At 67.6% G+C, this 19,864-nt stretch carries 18 protein-coding genes; 11 read left to right on the top strand and 7 right to left on the bottom strand.

The genetic code is table 11. From position 1 onward, the window contains the following. Positions 1-10: 10 nt before the first annotated feature. The 3 genes from FWJ24_RS02935 to FWJ24_RS02925 form a co-directional block, all read right to left on the bottom strand. Positions 11-1,987 carry an AMP-binding protein gene (locus FWJ24_RS02935; protein WP_150286268.1) on the bottom strand — a complete coding sequence of 659 codons (1,977 nt, stop codon included), beginning with the start codon at positions 1,985-1,987 and terminating at the stop codon, positions 11-13. 286 nt (positions 1,988-2,273) lie between these two features. Further along, on the bottom strand, positions 2,274-2,954 hold the full coding sequence (locus FWJ24_RS02930; RefSeq protein WP_150286638.1) for a Crp/Fnr family transcriptional regulator: 681 nt from the start codon (positions 2,952-2,954) through the stop codon (positions 2,274-2,276). A 78-nt stretch (positions 2,955-3,032) separates the two neighbouring features. Beyond that, a complete protein-coding gene (locus tag FWJ24_RS02925) occupies positions 3,033-6,521 on the bottom strand; it encodes an indolepyruvate ferredoxin oxidoreductase family protein (RefSeq protein ID WP_150286267.1) in 3,489 nt (1,162 codons plus the stop codon). Between the two features lie 267 nt (positions 6,522-6,788). Here FWJ24_RS02925 and FWJ24_RS02920 point away from each other — a divergent pair, with 267 nt between their 5' ends. Then, complete coding sequence (locus FWJ24_RS02920; RefSeq protein ID WP_150286266.1) at positions 6,789-7,427, top strand: DUF1007 family protein; 639 nt, start codon at positions 6,789-6,791, stop codon at positions 7,425-7,427. A gap of 53 nt (positions 7,428-7,480) precedes the next feature. Then, entirely contained in the window at positions 7,481-8,362 is an 882-nt protein-coding gene (locus FWJ24_RS02915; protein ID WP_206110769.1) for a nickel/cobalt transporter, read from the top strand. 7 nt (positions 8,363-8,369) lie between these two features. Here FWJ24_RS02915 and FWJ24_RS02910 read toward each other — a convergent pair whose 3' ends face one another. Beyond that, entirely contained in the window at positions 8,370-9,965 is a 1,596-nt protein-coding gene (locus tag FWJ24_RS02910) for a gamma-glutamyltransferase family protein (protein WP_150286264.1), read from the bottom strand. A gap of 110 nt (positions 9,966-10,075) precedes the next feature. Here FWJ24_RS02910 and FWJ24_RS02905 point away from each other — a divergent pair, with 110 nt between their 5' ends. The 9 genes from FWJ24_RS02905 (at position 10,076) to FWJ24_RS02865 (ending at position 16,378) form a co-directional block, all read left to right on the top strand. Continuing rightward, positions 10,076-10,309: a hypothetical protein gene (locus tag FWJ24_RS02905; protein ID WP_150286263.1), complete on the top strand. Its 234-nt coding sequence runs from the start codon at positions 10,076-10,078 to the stop codon at positions 10,307-10,309. Between the two features lie 151 nt (positions 10,310-10,460). After that, positions 10,461-10,670: a hypothetical protein gene (locus FWJ24_RS02900; protein ID WP_150286262.1), complete on the top strand. Its 210-nt coding sequence runs from the start codon at positions 10,461-10,463 to the stop codon at positions 10,668-10,670. Beyond that, positions 10,663-11,415, top strand: coding sequence for a metal ABC transporter ATP-binding protein (locus FWJ24_RS02895; protein ID WP_150286261.1), 753 nt, complete (start codon positions 10,663-10,665; stop codon positions 11,413-11,415). Before FWJ24_RS02900 ends, FWJ24_RS02895 begins: the two co-directional genes overlap by 8 nt. A 7-nt stretch (positions 11,416-11,422) precedes the next feature. Continuing rightward, on the top strand, positions 11,423-12,289 hold the full coding sequence (locus FWJ24_RS02890; protein WP_150286260.1) for a metal ABC transporter permease: 867 nt from the start codon (positions 11,423-11,425) through the stop codon (positions 12,287-12,289). A 78-nt stretch (positions 12,290-12,367) separates the two neighbouring features. After that, the gene (locus FWJ24_RS02885) at positions 12,368-13,300 is read left to right on the top strand and encodes a metal ABC transporter solute-binding protein, Zn/Mn family (RefSeq protein ID WP_150286259.1); all 933 of its coding nucleotides are present in this window, start codon (positions 12,368-12,370) and stop codon (positions 13,298-13,300) included. Positions 13,301-13,368: 68 nt separating this feature from the next. Then, on the top strand, positions 13,369-14,415 hold the full coding sequence (locus FWJ24_RS02880; RefSeq protein ID WP_150286258.1) for a CobW family GTP-binding protein: 1,047 nt from the start codon (positions 13,369-13,371) through the stop codon (positions 14,413-14,415). A 59-nt stretch (positions 14,416-14,474) separates the two neighbouring features. Further along, a complete protein-coding gene (locus FWJ24_RS02875; RefSeq protein ID WP_150286257.1) occupies positions 14,475-15,464 on the top strand; it encodes a WD40 repeat domain-containing protein in 990 nt (329 codons plus the stop codon). A gap of 7 nt (positions 15,465-15,471) precedes the next feature. Further along, positions 15,472-15,744: a hypothetical protein gene (locus FWJ24_RS02870; protein WP_150286256.1), complete on the top strand. Its 273-nt coding sequence runs from the start codon at positions 15,472-15,474 to the stop codon at positions 15,742-15,744. Positions 15,745-15,856: 112 nt separating this feature from the next. Further along, entirely contained in the window at positions 15,857-16,378 is a 522-nt protein-coding gene (locus tag FWJ24_RS02865; RefSeq protein WP_246155533.1) for a GNAT family N-acetyltransferase, read from the top strand. Positions 16,379-16,393: 15 nt separating this feature from the next. Here the strand turns inward: FWJ24_RS02865 and FWJ24_RS02860 are convergent, their stop codons facing one another. The 3 genes from FWJ24_RS02860 to FWJ24_RS02850 all read right to left on the bottom strand — a co-directional run bounded on the left by FWJ24_RS02860 (position 16,394) and on the right by FWJ24_RS02850 (position 19,715). Then, on the bottom strand, positions 16,394-17,827 hold the full coding sequence (locus FWJ24_RS02860) for a homospermidine synthase (protein ID WP_150286254.1): 1,434 nt from the start codon (positions 17,825-17,827) through the stop codon (positions 16,394-16,396). Between the two features lie 100 nt (positions 17,828-17,927). Beyond that, positions 17,928-18,464, bottom strand: coding sequence for a GNAT family N-acetyltransferase (locus tag FWJ24_RS02855; protein WP_150286253.1), 537 nt, complete (start codon positions 18,462-18,464; stop codon positions 17,928-17,930). A gap of 117 nt (positions 18,465-18,581) precedes the next feature. Continuing rightward, positions 18,582-19,715, bottom strand: a complete 1,134-nt coding sequence (locus FWJ24_RS02850; RefSeq protein ID WP_150286252.1) for a type III PLP-dependent enzyme — start codon at positions 19,713-19,715, stop codon at positions 18,582-18,584. Positions 19,716-19,864: the final 149 nt, after the last annotated feature.

Here is a 19,864-nt window from a genome sequence, read left to right as displayed (position 1 = left end):
GCCGGCTCCCTCACGCCGCCCTGGCCGGCGCCGCGGCCGGGACCGGGAATGTCCGGGCATCCATCACGCGGAGCCGGGCCGAGATCACGCCCTTGCGGCCGTCCTCGAAGGTGACCTCGGTCGAGATGGCGGCCTCGGTCGAACCGTCATAGAGCGCGGTGATCAGCGGCGCGTATCGCTCCGCGATGAAGCCGCGGCGGACCTTCTGCGTGCGGGTCAGTTCGCCGTCATCGGCGTCGAGTTCCTTGTGCAGGATCAGGAACCGGGCGATCTGCGCGCCCGCCATCAGCGGCTCCTCGGCGAGCTGGCGGTTGATCTCGGCCACATGCCCGGCGATGATCTCATAGACCTGCGGATGCGCGGCCAATTCCTGGTAGGAGCCATAGGAGACATTGTTGCGCTCGGCCCAGTTGCCCATGGCGGTAAGGTCAATGTTGATGAACGCCGTCACCGCGTCCTGCCCCTGCCCGAAGGTGACTGCCTCGCGGATATTGGGGAAGAATTTCAGTTTGTTTTCGAGGTATTTGGGGGCGAACAGCGCACCGGAGCGCAAACGACCGACATCCTTGGCGCGATCGATGATCCGGAGCTGGCCGTCCTTCTCGAAGAAGCCGGCATCGCCGGTCCGGACATAGCCGTCCTCGGTCATCGCCTCGGCCGTCTTCTCGGGATCCTTGAAATAGCCGAGGAACTGGCCCGGCGAGCGGTAGAGCACCTCGCCGCTCTCCGAGATGCGGATATCGACATTGGGCGTCGCCGGGCCCACGCAATCGGCGCGCACGGCGGTATCCGTCTGGCAGGTGACGTAGAGGAACGCTTCCGTCTGCCCGTAGAGCTGCTTCAGGTTGAGCCCGATCGAGCGGTAGAACGAGAAGAGTTCCGGCCCGATCGCCTCGCCGGCGGTATAGGCGACGCGCACGCTCGTCATCCCGAGCACGTTCTTGAGCGGTCCATAGATCAGCAGATGGCCGAGCGCGTAATTGAGCCGTGCCGGCAAGGGCACCGGCTTGCCGTCGAGGATCTTCTCGCCCCAGCGCTTCGCGACCCCGATGTAATAGTGGAACAGCCTGCGCTTCAGCCAGCCGGCATCCTCCATGCGGATCATGATCCGCGTCAGCAGGCTCTCATAGACCCTCGGCGGCGCGAAGGCGAAGGTGACGCCGATCTCGCGCCGATCCTCCACCGCCGTCTCGGGGCTCTCCGGGCAGTTGATGGTGCAGCCGGCGACGATGGCCTGGGCGTAGTTGAGATAATGATCCCCGACCCAGGCGAGCGGCAGATAGGCGATGATCTGATCGCGATCCGTCAACCTGTCGAAGGCGACAGTGTCGCGCGCCGCGGCGACGCAGCGTCCGGCCGCGAGCATCACGCCCTTGGAGCGCCCGGTCGTGCCCGACGTATAGAGGATGATCGAGATATCGTCGCCGCCGCCTTCGGCGATCCGCGCATCGAGCCGGCGGACGGCATCGGGATCGGCCAGGATCTGCGCCTTGCCCTGGCTGATCAGATCCTCGATCGGCCGAAGGCGGGCGTGATCGTAATCGCGCAGGCCGCGCGGCTCGTCGTAGAACACCATGTCCAGCGTCTTGAGCCGGTCGGAGATCGCAAGAAGCTTGTCGACCTGCTCCTGGTCCTGCACGCAGGCGAAGCGCACCTCGGCATGCTCCAGCACATAGGCCATCTCGTCGGCGACCGCGTCGGCGTAAACCGGCACCGGCACCGCGCCGGCCATCTGCGCCGCCATGATCGACCAGTAGAGTTTCGGGCGGTTGCTGCCGATGATCGCGATCTTGTCGCCGCGTTCGAGGCCATGCGCCATGAGGCCAAGCGTCAGCGCGCGCACGATGTCGTTGACCTCGGCCCAGCTCCATTCCTTCCAGATGCCGAGATCCTTGTGCCGCATCGCCGGCCGGACCGGCCGGACGGCTGCGTTATACGCAAGCCATTTCGGAAAGGTATCAAGCTTGGCGGTGGCGTCATCCGTCACGCGCGCACTCCCCGTGTTTCCGTCCCTCCGGCTCCTGCGGAACCGGTTATGATTTTCACGGACGTTCGCAGCAGTTCGGCAGATGCGCAAGCCCGGTCTTGACAGACAAATGCACGATCTGCCTTTATGATGGGTGGCGGAAGCCTGATGCGCCTCGCCCCCTGCTCGGCCGCCTTGATGCCGTGCATTGTCTTCCTGCTCGATTTCGTCCCGCTCGCTGTATCTACCCCGCTGCCGGCCCACCGGATGCAGGCGCAGATCACGGGCCCGCCTTGAGGTTCGCGCCCTAATCCCGCGTCCGGTAGGCGAGCAGATCCGTCCGGTCGCGAACCGTGACGCCGCCGCGCCCGACCGTCAGCACGCCAGCCGCCTCGAGCATTTTCAGCGCCTGGTTCGTCACCTGACGGGATAGGCCGGAGAGCAGGCCGATCTCTTCCTGCGTGATGGCGATCGATTGCCCGACGCCGGGGTAGAGCGCCGGGTTGAAGATGGTTGCCAGCGCCCGCGCGACGCGGGCCGGCGCATCGAGCATCCGGTCGTTCTCGACCTGGCCGATGAAATGGCCGACGCGCTCGTTGAGCTGGCAGACGAGGAAACGGTTGAACCCGACCGAATGCTCGTAGAGCCAGAAGAAGGTGGCGGCATCCATCAGCGCCAGCCGGCTCTCGCGCAGGGCGACGAGATCATACCGGCGCGGCTCGTGCTTGAGCACGCTGCCTTCGCCGAACCAGCCGCTTTCGGGCACGCCGGCCAGCGTGACCTGCTTGCCGGAATCCGACATCGTGGCGACCTTGATGAGCCCGGAAACCACCCCGGCCCAGCATTCGAACCGGTCACCCTGATGGCAGATGAAGGCGCCCTTGGCGTAGGTCTTCTCGATGATGCCGCGCCGCGCGCGCTCGGCTTCCGGTTCGCTGAGTTCATGCGACCAGGCGGCAATCCGGCGCAGATGGTCGAGTGAAATCACGTCGCGCAGGCCTTCCAGCACGCGAGTCGCCGCGTGCGGCCCAATATCGCGCCGGCGGCGCGCGGATGCAACCGCGCCCTATTCGGCGGCGGTCCGCAGCGGCGCGGGGCCAGCCTCGAAACGCGCGAGCAGCGTCGCTTCCAGCCGGTCCGCCTCGGCGGCGTTGCCGGCCCGGACATGGCCGAAGCCGCGGATCCGTTCTGGCAGGGCGGCGATCTCGGCGGCCGTGGCGAGATTATGCGGCCCGAGACGCGGCAGCAGCCCCTCGATCCGGGCCCGGTAGCGGCCGATCCGCGCGCGTTCATCCCGCCGCTCCGCCGTCCGCCCGAACGGATCGAAGGCCGTGCCGCGCAGGAACTTGAGCCGCGCCAGCAGCCCGAAGGCGCGCATCATCCAGGGGCCGAAGGTCATCTTGCGCGGATGGCCGCTCGCGGGGTCGATCCGCGCAAGCAGCGGCGGCGCGAGATGGAAGGTCAGGCGCATCGCATCGCCGTCGAAGGCTTCCCCAAGCTGGCGGCGGAACTCCGGACCGGCGAAGAGGCGCGCCACCTCGTATTCGTCCTTGTAGGCCATGAGCTTGAAAAGCCCCCTGGCGACCGCCTCGGCAAGCTGGGTCGAGCCCGGCATCGCCGCCTGCTCGGCGGCGCGGACCGTTTCGACAAAGGTGCGGTACTGTCCGGCATAGGCGGCGTTCTGGTATCCGGTGAGGAAATCGCTCCGCCGCGCGATCATCTCGTCGAGGCTCGCCGAGAGATGATGGCCCGGCGCGGTATCGGTTCCGGCGAGGAGCCGCGTCGCGAGATCCGGATCCTGCGCCACCGCACGCCCCCAGGCGAAGGCTTCGCGGTTCATCCGCACCGCCTCGCCGTTGAGTTCGATCGCGCGCTCGATCGCGGCTGCATGCAGCGGCACCGCGCCCTGCTGATAGGCATGGCCGAGAAGGAACATGTTCGCCGCGATGGATTGGCCGAACAGCGTCGTGGCGATCCGCGTCGCATCGAGGAACGCGACATTTTCCGCGCCCGCTGCTCCGGTGATGCCGCGGATGAGCCGCTGCACGGGCAAGGAATAATCCGGGTTGCGGGTGAAATCGCCCGGCAGGACCTCGGCCGTATTGACCACGAAACGCGTCGCGCCCGGCTTGACGCTGGCCAGCACCTTCTTCGAGCCGGAGACCACGAGATCGCAGCCGAGGATCAGGTCGGCCATGCCGGCCGAGACACGGATTGCGTGGATGTCCTCCGGCGATTTCGCGAGCCGGATATGGCTGAACACCGCGCCGCCCTTCTGCGCGAGCCCCGCCATGTCGATCATGCCGCAGCCGCGCCCCTCGAGATGCGCGGCCATGCCGAGGATCGCCCCGATCGTCACCACGCCCGTGCCGCCGACACCGGTGACGATGGCCGCCCAGGGCTCGTGGTCGAGATCCGGCACCGCCGGCTCGGCGAGCTTCGGCAGCGTCAGCCCGCGCGCGGAGCCGGCGAGCCGCTTCGGCGTGGCGCCGGAGACGGTGACGAAGCTCGGGCAGAACCCGTCCACGCAGGCGAAATCCTTGTTGCAGGAGGATTGGTCGATCTTCCGCTTGCGCCCGAATTCGGTCTCGACCGCCTGCACCGAAACGCAGTTCGAGGCCTTCCCGCAATCCCCGCAGCCCTCGCAGACCAGTTCGTTGATGAAGACGCGCTTGTCGGGGTCGGGATAGGTGCCGCGCTTGCGCCGCCGGCGCTTCTCCGCCGCGCAGGTCTGGTCGTAGATCATCACGGTGACGCCGGGGATCTCCGCGAGTTCCTTCTGCACCGTCATCAGCTCGGAGCGGTGATGGAAGGTCACGCCCGCCGGCCAGACATAGCGCGAATCGTATTTCTCCGGCTCGTCCGAGACCACCGCGATGCGCTCGACGCCCTCCGCCCGCACCTGTCGGGCGATCCTGTCCGGCGTGAGATTGCCCTCGTGATGCTGGCCGCCGGTCATCGCGACGGCATCGTTGAACAGGATCTTGTAGGTGATGTTGGTCTTGGCCGCGATCGCCCAGCGCAGCGCCAGGATGCCGGAATGATTGTAGGTACCGTCGCCGAGATTCTGGAAGATGTGGCCGCGCTTCGAGAACGGCGCCTCGCCGATCCAGTTCGCGCCCTCCCCGCCCATCTGGGTGAAGCCTTCCGTGGCGCGATCCATCCACTGCACCATGTAATGGCAGCCGATCCCGGCATAACCGCGCGCGCCCTCGGGCAGCTTGGTCGAGCTGTTGTGCGGGCATCCCGAGCAGAAATACGGCGTGCGCGTCGCGAGATCGAGCGTCTCGCCGAGCACGCCCTGCGCATGACGGAGCCGCTCGACGCGCGCCGCGAGATCCGGATCGGGATCATAGGCGAGAATGCGCGAGCCGAGCGCGATGGCGATCTCGTTCGGATCGAGCGCGCCCTTGACCGGAAACAGCCAGCGCCCCGCCTCGTCCTTCTTGCCGATCACGATCGGCTGATGCGCCGAGCCGTAGAGCTCCTCGCGCACCTGGACCTCGATCAGGCTGCGCTTCTCCTCCACGACCATGCACAGTTCGATGTCGCGCACGAAATCCTTGAGATGATCGGGGTCGACCGGCCAGGGCGAGGCGAGCTTGAGAAGCTTGATACCGAAACGATCGGCCTGCCGGTCGTCGATGCCGAGCGAATCGAGCGCCTGACGCACATCGAGATAATTCTTGCCGACCGAGATGATGCCGATGCGCGGCCGGGCGCCGCCGGCATAGATCAGCTTGTCGAGCTGGTTCGCGCGGAAATAGGCCAGCACGGCGGCGCGCTTGTATTCATGCAGCCGCGCCTCCTGCTCCAGGAAATTGTCGTTGGGGCGGATGTTGAGCCCGCCCGGCGGCATCTCGAAATCGTTCGGGATAGCGATCGTCACCCGGTCGATCCGGCCGTCGACGGAGGCGGTGGATTCGACATTGTCCTTGACGCCCTTGAGCGCCACCCAGACGCCGGCATAGCGCGAGAGCGCGAAGGCATGGAGCCCGAAATCGAGAATCTCCTGCACCCCGGCCGGGTTGAGGATCGGGATCATCGTATCGACGAAATTGAATTCCGTCTGATGCGCGTTGGTCGAGCTTTCCGCCGTGTGGTCATCGCCCGAAAGGCAGACCACACCGCCATATTTCGAGGAGCCGGCCATGTTGGCGTGGCGGAACACGTCGCCGGTGCGGTCCACCCCCGGCCCCTTGCCATACCACAGCGCGAACACGCCCTGATATCGACCCTCGCCGCGCATCTCGGCCTGCTGCGTGCCCCAGCACGCCGTGGCCGCGAGATCCTCGTTGAGCCCCGGCTCGAAACGGATCCGATGCGCTGCAAGCTGCTTCGCCGCCCGGAACATCTGCTGATCGAGCCCGCCGAGCGGCGAGCCGCGATAGCCCGAGACGAACCCCGCCGTGTCGAGCCCGGCGCGGCGGTCGCGCTCCTGCTGCATCAAGAGCAGGCGGACGATGGCCTGGGTGCCGGACAGGAAGACCTGCTCGGCGGCGAGGTCATACTTGTCCTCGAGCGATACATCCTTGAGCGGAACGGGCCTGTTCATGGGCGCTCTCCCTGAGCGGTCGCGCTTCGGGCCGCGATGGCCGGTCCATCCTGCGCGCTTCTTTCGTCAAGGTATATGTCAGCAATACTGACATTTCCAGCCCCTTTTGACTCCTTCCAGGCTGCTCACTGGCATTCGCGGGATAGAATCGCCATTTTACCGCCATGCTGCCGGGTGAAACGTGGCGAAGCGTCGGCGCTGGAACCATCGCGCCGGCCGCGGGAAGGCCGGGAGAAGCGGAGGGCCGGGAGAATGGAGGCCGGAGGAATGCGCCATCATGTCGCGGCTCTGCTCGCGAGTCTGGGGATTCTGGCCGCAGCCGCGCCGGCCGATGCTCACCCGCATGTTTTCGTGACGGTGCGGACCGAGGTGCTGCTCGGGGATGACGGCACCATCGCCGCGCTCCGACACGCCTGGACCTTCGATGAGCCGTTCTCGACCTATGCCACGGCAGGCATGGACAAAAACAAGGACGGTCGGCTCGACCGCGCCGAACTCGCCGAACTCGCCAAGGTGAACGTGGAATCGCTCAGCGAATACGGCTTCTTCAGCTTTCTCAAGAAGGGCAAGACCAATTCGGCCTTCGCCCCGCCGCGCGATTACTGGCTCGAGCATGACGGCAAGGCGCTGACGCTGCATTTCACGCTGCCGGTGGAGAAGCAGCCGCTGCCGATCGCGCAATCGGTGCTCGAGGTTTACGATCCAAGTTATTTCGTCGCCTTCGAATTCGCGAGGGAGAATCCGGTCACGGTCTCCGGCGGGAAGCTCGCCTGCACCGCCTCGATCAAGCCGCCGAGCGCCGCGGTGACCCAGCGGCTGTCGCAGCTGAGCGAGAGCTTCTTCCAGTCGCTCCAGCCCGGCGGACAGGCGGAATGGGCGATCCCGGTCCGCTTCACCTGCCAGTGATCGCGGCGCGCATGCGTCTTCCGCCGCTCATCCTGGCTTGCCTCGCGGCGGGCATGGCCACCGCCCTGGCACAGGGCAATCCGTTCGGCGTCGGCGCACCGCCGGGCCCCGCCGCACCGCCGGCGGATGGCCTTGTCGCCTGGCTGCTGATGCAACAGGCAGCCTTTCACCGCGCGCTGAGCGCCGCGATCGCCGCCGTCGCGACCGATCCGCGCGCGCTCTTAAGCCTTGTCGGGCTCGCCTTCAGCTATGGCGTGCTGCATGCGGTCGGCCCCGGCCACGGCAAGGCGGTGATCGCGAGCTATCTCGTCGCCAACGAGACCGCGATGCGCCGCGGCATCGCGCTCGCCTTCGCCGCTGCCGGCGTGCAGGCGCTGATCGCGATCGGCATTGTCGGCATCGTGTCCGGGCTGATGCGCAGCGACGCCGCGACACTCGCCCGCTCCGGTACCGCCATCGAGCAGGCGGGCTTCCTGCTCCTGGCGGCGATGGGGCTCTGGATCGCCTTCCGCAAGGGCCGCGCCCTGCTCGCGCCGGCGCGCGTGCAGGCCGCCAGCTGCGGGCCGGATTGCGGTCATCTCCACGGCGCGGATCCCGCCCGGCTGGCACGCGCCTCGCGACGGGACCTCGTGCTGACGGCGATCGGCGCCGGTATCCGCCCCTGCACCGGCGCGGTGATCCTGCTCGTTTTCGCGCTTGCGAAGGGGCTGTTCCTGGCCGGCGCCCTTTCCGTCGCGGCGATGGCGCTCGGCACCGCGCTCGGCACCAGCCTGTTCGCGCTGCTGGCGGTGAAGGCGAAGCTGCTGGCGCTCAACGCCATCTCGCGGGGCGGCCGCCGGTTCCGCCTCTCGGTGGTTCTGGAATTTCTCGCCGGGCTGGCGCTCGCCGCGCTCGGCGCGGCGCTGTTCCTCGGGGCGATCGCCGCCGGCAATTGACCAGGGGTCAGAGCCCGGCCGCGCCGCCATCCGAGCGCGGATCGTGCCCGGCCTCGATCCGCCCACGCGCATCACGGATCAGCATGCCGGCATGGCCGAACATGTCGGCATAGGGCCGGTCGATGATCTCGACCCGGTGACCGATCCGTTCGAGCGCCGCAGCAAGTGCTGGATCGACGCGGTTCTCGAGCTTCAGGGTCGCGGAATCCGAGCCCCAGGTCCGGCCGAACAGGAAGCGCGGCCGATCCAGCGCCTCGGCCACGGAAAGGCCGTAGCGGATGGCGCGGAAGAAGACCTGGGCCTGGAATTGCGGCTGCCCGTCGCCGCCCATCGCGCCATAACTTGCGATCCGCCCGTCATCAAACACCGCGAGCGGGCAGTTGAGCGTGTGGAACGGCCGCCGCCCCGGCTCCAGCGGGTTGAGCGCCCCCGGATCGAGCGAGAAGGCGATGCCGCGATTCTGCCACAGGATGCCGGTTGCCGGCAGCACCAGGCCGGACCCGTATTCCCAGTAGAGCGACTGGATGAACGACACGGCGAGCCCCGAGGCATCGATCGCCCCCATCCAGATCGTGTCGCCCTCGGCCGCCGCGAACGGCCATTCGGCCGCGCGATCCATCGCCACCGCCCCGGCCTCGCGCGCGAGCCGCTCCGGGGTGAGAAAGGCGGCGGGCTCGGCGATCATCCGGTCGAAATCGGTCACGATCCGGTCGCGGATGGCATAGGCGCGCTTCGCCGCCTCGACGAGCCCGTGCAGATGCGCCAGGCTCTCGGCTTTCGGCGCGTCGAGGCGGTCGAAAATGCCGTGCAGCAGCAGGGAGGCGAGCCCCTGGCTCGGAGGCGGGCAATTGTGGAGCGCCGCCCCGCCGATCCGCGCCGAGAGCGGCGTGCGCCAGCGCGCGGCATAGCTTTCGAGATCCGCGCGGTTCACCGGCGCGCCGGCGCGGTCGAGATCGGCGGCGATCTCGCGGCCGATATCGCCGCGGTAGAAATCCTCGAGCCCGGCATGCGCGAGTTGCGCCAATGTTCCCGCCAGTGCCGGCTGGCGACGGAGCGACCCCGCTTCCGGCTGGGCTCCGCCCTCGCCCATGAAATGCGCCGCGAAGCCCGGAACGGCGAGAAGCTCCACGCGTTCCTTCACCGAATAGCGCCCCTCGCTGCGGCTGACCGGCGCACCTTCGCGCGCAAGCCGGGTGGCCTCGGCGAGAAGATCGCGCAGCGGCACCCGCCCGCCGAGCCCGGCCGCGAGTTCGAGCGCCCGGATCCAGCCGCCCACCGCGCCCGCCACCGTCAGCGCCGCATCGCGCCCGCGCACGGGGATGCGCTCATACCCCTTCTCGCGATAGAGGGCGATGGTCGCGCGCGCGCCGGCCGGCCCGCAGGCCTCGATGGCGCGGACCACGCCGTCCGGGGTCCGGATCAGCCAGAATCCGTCACCACCGAGCGCGTTCATATGCGGATAGACGACGGCCACCGCCGCGGCCATCGCGACCATCGCCTCGATGGCATTGCCGCCCTCGGCGAGAATGGCCCGGCCGGCTTCCGCCGCAAGGTGATGCGGGGCGGCGACGGCGGCGCGGGAGAAGATGCGGGTTTCGGTCATGGTGGGCCCGGAGCGGCGGCGGCCCGTCGCCGGGCCGATTGCGAAACGACGAAAATCGTTATAGCGCTGCGCGGCTCCGGCGCCATGCCGGATCAGCGAACGGAGCACCCATGGCCGAGAAACGTTTCAACCGCGCCAATTTCGTCGCGATCACCTGTGCGGCGATCCTCGTCGGCACCGAGATCATCGCCGCCGCGCTGGCGCTCGGCTGGGCGCTCGGCGGACTCTCGGGCTGGGGACAGGAATTCACGGCCGGCCTCGTCGTGGTCTGCCTCGCCATCGGGATCTATCTCACCTACCGCTTCATCCGCGGCGCGCTCAAGGCGGAACCGATCTACGAGTAAGCCCGCGGTTTGCGGCGCCCGGCGCTTGCGATGCCGCGCCTGTTATACTATAACAATTTTTATGCTCGACATTTCCGTTCCACCCGCTGCGCCCGGCGGCCGGCCTATCGGCGCCGTGCAGCGTCATCGCACCCTTCAACCCGACGGCGCCGTGCAGGGCCACGATGCGGTGCATGATCACGATCATCACCACCACGACCAAGATCACCATAGACATGACCATGCCCGCGTGATCCGACCGCGCCGTTCGGCGCCACCCCTGTCGCTGATCGCTCTTTCCGGCTGGACGCGGCTCGCGCTCGTCCTGCCGGCGATCGCGCTGCTCTGGCTCCTGACGCTGCGGGTGACCAACCATGGCTGACCCTGCGCGCGACGCAGCGCCGCTGCTCGCCTTTCATGATCTGACGCTGGGCTATGACCGGCATCCGGCGGTGCATCACCTGACCGGCGCAATCGCCCCGGGCGCGCTGATGGCGATCGCAGGCCCGAATGGCGGCGGCAAATCGACATTGCTCAAGGCGATTGCCGGCCGGCTCGCGCCGCTCGGCGGCCGGATTGAGAACCGCGCCGCGCGGCTTGCCTACATGCCGCAGATCGCCGATCTCTCCCGCGATTTTCCGATTTCCGTGCTGGACCTCGCGCTGACGGGACTCTGCGGTCGGCGCGGCATGTTCGGCGGCCTGGCGAGGGCGGAGCGCGAGGCGGCGCGGGCCGCCATCGAAGCCGTAGGACTCCACGGGTTCGAAACGCGATCGATCCGCACCCTGTCCGGCGGCCAGCTCCAGCGGCTGCTCTTCGCCCGGCTGATGCTGCAGGACGCGGACCTGATCCTGCTCGACGAGCCCTTCACCGCCATCGATGCCCGCACCACTGAGGATCTGGTGGCGATCATCCATCGCTGGCATGGCGAGGGGCGGACGGTGCTGGCCGTGCTCCATGATCTGCCGCTGATCCGCGCGCATTTCCCGAAAACGCTGCTGCTGGCGCGCGACCCCGTGGGCTGGGGCCCGACACCCGCGATCCTCACCGAGTCGCGGCTCGCCGCGGCGCGGGCCATGTCCGAGGCGTTCGACCGCTTCGCGCCCGAATGCACCCGCGCGGCGTGAGGCGGCGATGCTCGGCGAGGTTGTGATCACCCCCTTCGCGGAATATCCGTTCATGGCGCGCGCGCTGGTCGGCTCGCTGGCAATCTCGCTCGGCGCCGCGCCGATCGGCGTGTTCCTGATGCTGCGTCGGATGAGCCTGATCGGCGATGCCATGGCCCATGCGATCCTGCCCGGCGCGGCGCTCGGCTTCATTCTCGGCGGATTGTCGCTCGGCGCGATGACGCTCGGCGGGCTCGCGGCGGGGTTCGGCGTCGCGCTGGGCTCGGGGCTGGTCGCGCGGTCCACGCTCGTCAAGGAGGACATGGCGCTTGCCGCCTTCTACCTGATGTCGCTGGCGCTCGGCGTCACGCTGGTTTCCGCCAGCCGGGCACAGATCGACGTGCTGGCGCTGCTGTTCGGCTCGATCCTCGCCCTGGATGACGCGACGCTGGTGCTGATCGTCGCGGTCGCCAGCGTGACGCTCGCCCTGCTGGCCCTCGGCTATCGCGGCCTGGTGATGGAATGTCTCGATCCCGGCTTCGCGGCCGGCGTCAGCCGCGCGGGGCCGCTGTTTCATCTCGGCTTCCTGGCGCTGGTCGTGCTCAATCTCGTCGCGGGTTTCCACGCGCTCGGCACGCTGCTCGTCGTCGGCATCATGATGCTGCCGGCCGGCACGGCGCGGCTCTGGAGCGACGACGTCGCCGCCATGCTCGGCATCGCGGTGCTCGCGGCGTTGATCGCCAACATTGCCGGCCTGCTGCTCTCGTTCCACGCCGGCCTCGCCTCCGGCCCGGCGATCATTCTCGTCGCCGGCGGGCTCTACCTCGCCTCGCTCGTCTTCGCCCCGCTGGGGCTGCTGCGGCGCTATCTGCCGCGGCGCCATCTCGAAGCCTGATCATTCCAGGAGGACAGGATGACCTTGACCCGTGCCCGCTTCACTTCAAAATATAATGTTATATCATCAAGGCGTCGCATGCTGCGGCATGCGCTTGTCCTCGTGGCGCTGCTGCCGCTCGGCACGGCCGGCGCCCAGGAGGCGGGCAAGCCGCTGCCGGTCGTTGCCTCCTTCTCGATCCTCGGCGATCTCGTGAAGCAGGTCGGCGGCGCGCGCGTCGCGGTGACAAATCTGGTCGGCCCGGACCAGGATGCGCATGTCTACCAGGCGAAACCGGCCGATGCGAAAAGCGTCCGCGAGGCGCGGCTTGTCGTCATCAACGGCCTCGGCTTCGAGAGCTTCATGCCACGCCTGATCAAATCCTCCGGCACGAAAGCCCACATCGTTACCGCGAGCACCGGCATCCGCACGCTCGAGAAAGCGGAAAAGCCGGCCCATGAGCACGGACATGGACACCGGCACGGGCACGGGCACGACCATGGCAAGATCGATCCGCATGCCTGGCAATCGATCGAGGCGGTGAAGGTCTATGTCGCCAATATCCGCGACGGCCTGGCGAAAGCCGACCCGGCCGGCGCCGAGATCTATGCGCGCAACGCCCACGATTACCTCGCCCAACTCGATACGCTCAAGACCGAAATCGCGGCGCTCTTCGCCGACGTGCCGCGCGAAAAGCGCGTCATCATCACCACCCACGATGCGTTCGGCTATTTCGCCCGCGACATGGACGTGACCTTCGTCGCCGTGCAGGGGCTCTCGACCGAGGGCGAGGCATCCGCCAAGGACGTAGCGCGCGTGATCAAGCTCGCGAAGGAGCGCAAGGCCGCCGCAATCTTCATCGAAACCATGACGAGCCCGCGTCTCGCCGAGCAGATCGCCCGCGAATCCGGCGCGCGCGTCGGCGGGGCGCTCTATTCCGACGCGCTCTCCGATGAAAAGGGCCCGGCGGCGACCTATATCGCGCTGATGCGGCACAACGCCAAGGCGATCCGCGCCGCGCTCGGCGAATGAGCCGGGCGCGGCCTTGCGGTCGCAACCGTCTTGCGCTTGAACAGGGCCTCCGCCCGAAGGATTGAATGATGTCCGAGAAGATCCCCGTCACCGTGCTCACCGGCTATCTCGGCGCCGGCAAGACCACGCTCCTCAACCGCATCCTCTCCGAGCCGCACGGCAAGAAATATGCCGTGATCGTCAACGAATTCGGCGAGATCGGCATCGACAACGACCTCGTCGTCGGCGCCGACGAGGAAGTGTTCGAGATGAACAACGGCTGCATCTGCTGCACGGTGCGCGGGGATCTGATCCGGATCATCGAGACGCTGATGAAGCGCCGCGGCAAGTTCGACGCCATCATCGTCGAGACGACCGGCCTCGCCGATCCGGCGCCGGTCGCCCAGACCTTCTTCGTCGACCAGGATGTGCAGGATAAGGCCCGCCTCGACGCCGTGGTGACGGTGGCGGATGCGAAATGGCTGCGCGACCGGCTGCGCGATGCGCCCGAAGCCAAGAACCAGATCGCCTTTGCCGATGTCATCCTGCTCAACAAGACCGATCTCGTGACGCCGGCCGAGCTGCGCGAGGTCGAGGCGCGCATCCGCGCCATCAACCCCTATGCCACGCTGCACAAGACACAGAAATGCGCCATCGCGCTCGATCAGGTGCTCGACCGGGGCGCCTTCGATCTCGACCGCATCCTCGAGATCGAGCCGGCCTTCCTCGAATCCGCCGAGCACGATCATCACCACGACCACGATCACGATCACGAATGCGGCCCCGGCTGCACGCACGAGCACCACCACCATCACGGCGGGCTGAAGCATTTCCACGACGAGGACATGCAATCGGTCGCCATCGCGCATGAAGGCGAGATGGACCCCGAGAAATTCATGCCCTGGATCAACGATCTTGTGCAGGCGGAGGGGCCGAACATCCTGCGTTCCAAGGGCATCCTGGCTTTCCGGCAGGAACCAAGGCGATTCGTGTTCCAGGGCGTGCACATGATTCTCGACGGCGATCTCCAGCGCGACTGGAAGCCGGATGAGAAGCGCGTGTCGCGCATCGTCTTCATCGGCCGCGATCTCAACGAGAAGGCGCTGCGCGAGGGCTTCCTCGCCTGCGCGGCCTGAACGAGGCCGCTCTTCCGCGCAGCCTTGCGCCGCGCGGAAGAGCATGGGAAGACCCGCCGATGAATGCGCCGCTCCAGACGCTTGCTGATCGCGTCACCACCCTCGCCTTCGACCAGCACGTGCTCCATGCCGGCTTCCTCGGCGACGCGCCCTGTTTCGTGCTCGCGGACGGCACCATCCATATCGGCCGCGAACGCCCCGCGATCCGCCCGCATGCCGACGGCATCCTCGTCGTCGCGGCGGACAGGACGCGAATCCTTACCGGCGGCGATGACGGACGGGTCTTCGAGAGCCGCCCCGACGGCGCGACCCGGCTCCTCGGTGAGGAAAAAGGCCGCTGGATCGACGCTGTCGCGTGCGGTCCGGACGATTCCGCCGCCTGGAGTGCGGGGCGGAAAGCTTTCGTGCGCGACGGCAAGGGCCGCATCAAGACGCTCGACCTGCCCTCCTCCTCGCAGGGGCTTGCCTTCGCGCCCAAGGGGTTCCGGCTGGCCATCGCCCATGTCGACGGCGCCAGCGCCTGGTTCCCGCTCGCCGGGGCGCCGCCGGAACGCTACGCATGGAAGGGCTCGCATCTCGACGTGACCTTCTCGCCCGACAACCGCTTCCTGATCACCTCGATGCAGGAGAACCAACTTCATGGCTGGCGGCTGGCGGACAAGGGGCATATGCGGATGTCGGGCTATCCGGCGAAGACGCGCTCGCTGTCCTGGTCGCAGGACGGGCTCTGGCTCGCGACCTCCGGCGCCGAAGGGGCGATCGTCTGGCCCTTCGCCAAGGACGGCCCGACCGGCAAGGCGCCGCGCGAATGCGGCATCCGCCCGGCCCGAGTCACCCGCGTCGCCTTCCACCCGAAGGCGCTGGTGCTGGCGATCGGCTATGCCGATGGCTGGGTGCTGCTTGTGCGCCTCACCGATGCCTCCGAACTGCTGGTCCGCGCCGGCGGGGATGGCAGCCCGATCTCGGCGCTGGGCTGGGATGGCGACGGCACGCGCCTCGCCTTCGCCTCGGAAGCCGGCGGCGGCGGGTTGCTGACGCTGCCGGTGTGACGGGCACATGGCGGGCTTTGTCAACCCCTTCCGCAGGAAGCCGCCGCGCGACGCGGCCGCGCTGGCGCGGATCCGCGCATGGGCCGCAGCCGCGCTCGGCGATCCGCCGGGGCTCGATCTCACCATTTCCGAGGTCGAGTGCGCGGACCCCGCCTGCCCCGGCCTTGAAACCTTCATCCTGGTGATGCGCGCCGGCGAGCCGACCGTTGCGGCGAAGGTCAGGAAGCCGATCGCAGAGATCGGGGAGGCGGACATCGCCGCGGCGCTGCGCCATCTCTGAGCCGGTTGCGGCTGTCACCGGCTTGTCATCCCCGCCCCCTAGGGCGGAGCGTCCTGACCCGGCGATCCCCGTCGATCCCGCCCGAAACGCCCAGAGCCATATCCGCCCCGTGATGCCCGAAACCGCCACGCCCGCCCCGCTCATCCGCCGCCTTGTTCCCGCCGATGCTTCAAGCTTCAAGGAATTGCGGCTGCGCGGTCTGACCGATCATCCCGACGCCTTCACGTCCTCGGTCGCGGATTGGGACAAGCCGCTCGCGGTGTTCGTGGAGCGGATCGAACAGGCGCATGTGATCGGCGCCTTCATGCCGGAAGGGCGGCTTGTCGGGCATTGCCTGGTCGCGAACCATGTCGCGACCGGCGCCAAGACGAAGCACAAATGCGAACTCTGGTCGGTCTATGTCGCGCCGGAGGCACGGGGCCGCGGCGTCGCGCGGCCGATGGTTGCACAGGCGATCGAGACCGCCCGCGCGCTCGGCTTCGCCTGGCTGAAGTTGCAGGTCGCCGCCCATAATGAGCCGGCGAAGCGTTTGTATCTGAGCCTCGGCTTCGAAATCTATGGCGAGGAGGAGGATTACCTCCGCCTGCCCGATGGCCGCAGCATCACCGAACTGATGATGCAGAGGCGGCTCTAGGCCGCCCGCCTCGCTTTACCGCACCAGCACGTTCCGGAACTGCCACGGATCGGTGTAGTCCACATCCTCCGGGAACAGCTTCTCGCGATCCTTGGTCGGGTTCCAATCGGTGTAGAAGCCGCGCACCGGGCCGAGATAGGGCAGCTGAACCGCGAGGCAGCGCTTGTAATCCATCTCGTCGGCCTCGACGATGCCGCGATCCGGGTTCTCGAGCGCCCAGACCATGCCGGCGAGCACGGCCGAGGTCACCTGCATCCCGGTTGCGTTCTGATAGGGGGCGAGCCGCCGCGTTTCCTCGATGGAAAGCTGCGAGCCATACCAATAGGCGTTGTTCCGGTGGCCGTAGACCAGCACGCCGAGTTCGTCGATCCCGTCGACGATCTCGTGCTCGTCGAGAATGTGGTGCTCGGGCTGGATATTCCCGCCATTGCCGAACATCTCGTGCAGCGAGAGCACCGCGTCGTTTGCGGGGTGATAGGCGTAATGGCAGGTCGGCCGGAAGATCGGCGTGCCGTTCGCGTCGCGCAGCGTGAAGTAATCCGCGATCGAGATCGACTCGTTATGCGTCACGAGGAAACCGTATTGCGCGCCGAGCGTCGGGCACCAGGTGCGCACGCGGGTATTCGCGCCGGGCTGGAGCAGATAGATCGCGGCACCGCAGCCGCTGTCATGCGTACGGCCGTTCTCCGGCATCCAGGTCTCGTGCGTGCCCCAGCCGAGTTCGGCCGGCTGCTGCCCCTCGGAGAGGAATCCTTCCACCGACCAGGTGTTGACGAAAACATTCGCCGGCTTAGGGTTTCGGGCACGCTGTGTGTCGCGCTCGGCGATATGCACGCCCTTGACACCGGCCTCCGCCATGAGCCGTGCCCAGCCCTCGCGCGTCGTCGGCTCGTCGAACTGAAGGCCGAGATCCGAGGCGATGTTGACGAGCGCCTGCTTGACGAACCACGAGACCATGCCGGGATTGGCGCCGCAGCACGAGACGGCCGTGGTGCCGCCGGGATTCTTCCGCTTGGCGGCGAGCACGGTCTCGCGCAGCGCGTAATTGGAGCGCGCCGCCGGCCCGGCCGACGTGTCCCAGTAGAACCCGAGCCAGGGCTCGACGACCGTATCGATGTAAAGCGCGCCGATCTCGCGGCAATATTCCATGATGTCGAGCGAAGAGGTGTCGACCGAGAGATTGACGCAGAAGCCCTGCCCGCCGCCGGCCGTCAGCAGCGGCCCGAGCAGATCGCGGTAATTCTCGCGCGTGACGGCCGCATGGATGAAGCGGATGCCGCGCTCGTCGAGCAGGCGGCGATCGGAATCGTCCGGATCGATGACGACGAATCGCGAGCGATCGAACGCAAAGTGCCGTTCGATCAGCGGCAGCGTGCCCCGCCCGATCGAGCCGAAGCCGACCATGACGATGGGACCGGAAATGGTGCCGTGGATGGGCCAGTCGGTCATCGGAGAAACGTCCTTCTGTCAGGGAATTCACGGGAAGGGGCCGTGGCTTCTTGAAAGCCACGGCCCGGAAGGTCAAGCCTCGTTCGTGGGATGGTGCGCCTCAGGCGGCGCGACGATGGCCGTCGCGGACACGCGGGAAAAGCGGCACCGCGCCGGTAGCCCGCACCAGGCCGCGCGCGCCCGCCAGCGCGCCGGGCACGAGTTCGAGCGCGAGGAACCGCGCCGGATCGACCGGCCCCGGCAGTTCGAGCTTCGCCGTCAGTGATGCCGAGAAGCCGAACCGGCCGTAATAGGGGGCATCGCCGACGAGGATCACCGCCCTGTGCCCGTGCGCCGCCGCGCGCTGAAGGGCTTCGCGCATCATCCGGGTGCCGAGCCCCTCGCCGCGGAACAGCGGGTCGATCGCAAGCGGGCCGAGCATCAGCGCCGGCACGCCGCCGGCATTGACATGCCAGAGGCGCAGCGTGCCGACGAGCCGCTCGCCGACCCGCGCGACAAGCGCCAACCCCTCGGCCGGCAACCGCCCCTCGCGGAGGCGCTCGGAAGTCTTGCCGAACCGGTTCGGACCGAAGACACGGTCGAGCAGCGCCTCGCGCTGGCCGACATCGAAAAGCATTTCCTGGTCAATATGGATCATGGAGGTGGTTCCCTCTGGTCTGAGTGAGAGAACCCTCGCACCATGCGCGGGGCAAAAGCCTCGCACACGCCGAACGGGGTGAAGCGCGGGCCGGGCCGGCCCGAAAGCGCGCCCGGATCAGATAACGATCTGGCGCAGGCCCGACATGCCGTTGAAATCGCGCGACGAATAGGTGGTCGTATAGGCACCCGTGCCCTCGATCAGCACCTTGTCGCCGATCTCGAGGCTGAAGGGGAGCAGATACGGCTCCTTCTCGTACATCACGTCGGCCGAATCGCAGGTCGGCCCGGCAAGCACGCAAGGCACGAGATCATCGCCGTCGCGCGGGGTGCGGATCGGGTAGCGGATCGCCTCGTCCATCGTCTCGGCAAGCCCGTGGAACTTGCCGATATCGAGATAGACCCAGCGGATCTCGTTGGGATCATCCGACTTCTTCGAGACGAGCACGACTTCGGCCTCGATGATCCCGGCATTGCCGACCATGCCGCGGCCCGGCTCGATGATCGTCTCCGGAATGCGGTTGCCGAAATGCGTGCGCAGGGCGGCGAGGATCGCCTGGCCATAGGCCTTCACCGCCGGGATGTCCTTCAGGTATTTCGTCGGGAAACCGCCGCCGAGATTGACCATGGTGAGCGGAATGCCGCGCTCGGCCATCTCGCGGAAGATCGCCGCGGCGCTCGCGAGCGCGCGGTTCCACATCAGCGGATTGCGCTGCTGCGATCCGACATGGAAGGACACGCCATGGGCGACGAGGCCGAGGCGATGCGCGTGCTCCAGCACCCGCGGCGCCATTTCCGGCACGCAGCCAAACTTGCGCGAAAGCGGCCATTCCGCCCCCTCGCCATCGCAGAGGATGCGGCAGAACACCTTGGAACCGGGTGCCGAGCGCGCGATCTTCTCGACCTCGGCCTCGCAATCGACCGCGAAGAGCCGCACGCCGCGCTCATAGGCACGCGCGATGTCGCGCTCCTTCTTGATCGTGTTGCCGAAGGAGATGCGGTCGGCGGAAGCGCCGGCGGCAAGCGCCATCTCGATCTCGCCGATCGAGGCGGTATCGAAGCAGGAGCCGAGCTTTGCGAGCAGCTCGAGGATTTCCGGCGCCGGGTTCGCCTTCACGGCATAGAACACGCGGCTGTCCGGCATCGCCTGCGCGAACGCCTTGTAATTGTCCCGCACGACATCGAGGTCGATCACGAGACGCGGACCCTCGTCGCGGCGCGAACGGAGGAATTCACGGATACGGTCGGTCATGGCAGCATCCCCTTCACGCGGATCGTCCGCATCGGCGATGGATCATGATGGATGCCGGCCGGGCGCGGCCCGCGCGGTGGAGGCGCGAGCACGTGATCGATCCTGCATCCTGCCGCGCGGGGATCGGAGAGAACCCGTTGCGGCGATGA

The organism is Rhabdaerophilum calidifontis, assembly GCF_008641065.1.
GTDB lineage: Bacteria > Pseudomonadota > Alphaproteobacteria > Rhizobiales > Beijerinckiaceae > Rhabdaerophilum > Rhabdaerophilum calidifontis.
The sequence above is the reverse complement of the archived record's forward strand: the minus strand, read 5'-3'. Positions and strand labels throughout refer to the sequence as shown.

Coding starts and splice junctions, on each gene's coding strand:
- FWJ24_RS02925 (WP_150286267.1), bottom strand. CDS start 6,521: ATGAACAGGCCCGTTCCGCTCAAGGATGTATCGCTCGAGGACAAGTAT.
- FWJ24_RS02920 (WP_150286266.1), top strand. CDS start 6,789: ATGCGCCATCATGTCGCGGCTCTGCTCGCGAGTCTGGGGATTCTGGCC.
- FWJ24_RS02915 (WP_206110769.1), top strand. CDS start 7,481: ATGGCCACCGCCCTGGCACAGGGCAATCCGTTCGGCGTCGGCGCACCG.
- FWJ24_RS02910 (WP_150286264.1), bottom strand. CDS start 9,965: ATGACCGAAACCCGCATCTTCTCCCGCGCCGCCGTCGCCGCCCCGCAT.
- FWJ24_RS02905 (WP_150286263.1), top strand. CDS start 10,076: ATGGCCGAGAAACGTTTCAACCGCGCCAATTTCGTCGCGATCACCTGT.
- FWJ24_RS02895 (WP_150286261.1), top strand. CDS start 10,663: ATGGCTGACCCTGCGCGCGACGCAGCGCCGCTGCTCGCCTTTCATGAT.
- FWJ24_RS02890 (WP_150286260.1), top strand. CDS start 11,423: ATGCTCGGCGAGGTTGTGATCACCCCCTTCGCGGAATATCCGTTCATG.
- FWJ24_RS02885 (WP_150286259.1), top strand. CDS start 12,368: ATGCTGCGGCATGCGCTTGTCCTCGTGGCGCTGCTGCCGCTCGGCACG.
- FWJ24_RS02880 (WP_150286258.1), top strand. CDS start 13,369: ATGTCCGAGAAGATCCCCGTCACCGTGCTCACCGGCTATCTCGGCGCC.
- FWJ24_RS02875 (WP_150286257.1), top strand. CDS start 14,475: ATGAATGCGCCGCTCCAGACGCTTGCTGATCGCGTCACCACCCTCGCC.
- FWJ24_RS02870 (WP_150286256.1), top strand. CDS start 15,472: ATGGCGGGCTTTGTCAACCCCTTCCGCAGGAAGCCGCCGCGCGACGCG.
- FWJ24_RS02865 (WP_246155533.1), top strand. CDS start 15,857: ATGCCCGAAACCGCCACGCCCGCCCCGCTCATCCGCCGCCTTGTTCCC.
- FWJ24_RS02860 (WP_150286254.1), bottom strand. CDS start 17,827: ATGACCGACTGGCCCATCCACGGCACCATTTCCGGTCCCATCGTCATG.
- FWJ24_RS02855 (WP_150286253.1), bottom strand. CDS start 18,464: ATGATCCATATTGACCAGGAAATGCTTTTCGATGTCGGCCAGCGCGAG.
- FWJ24_RS02850 (WP_150286252.1), bottom strand. CDS start 19,715: ATGACCGACCGTATCCGTGAATTCCTCCGTTCGCGCCGCGACGAGGGT.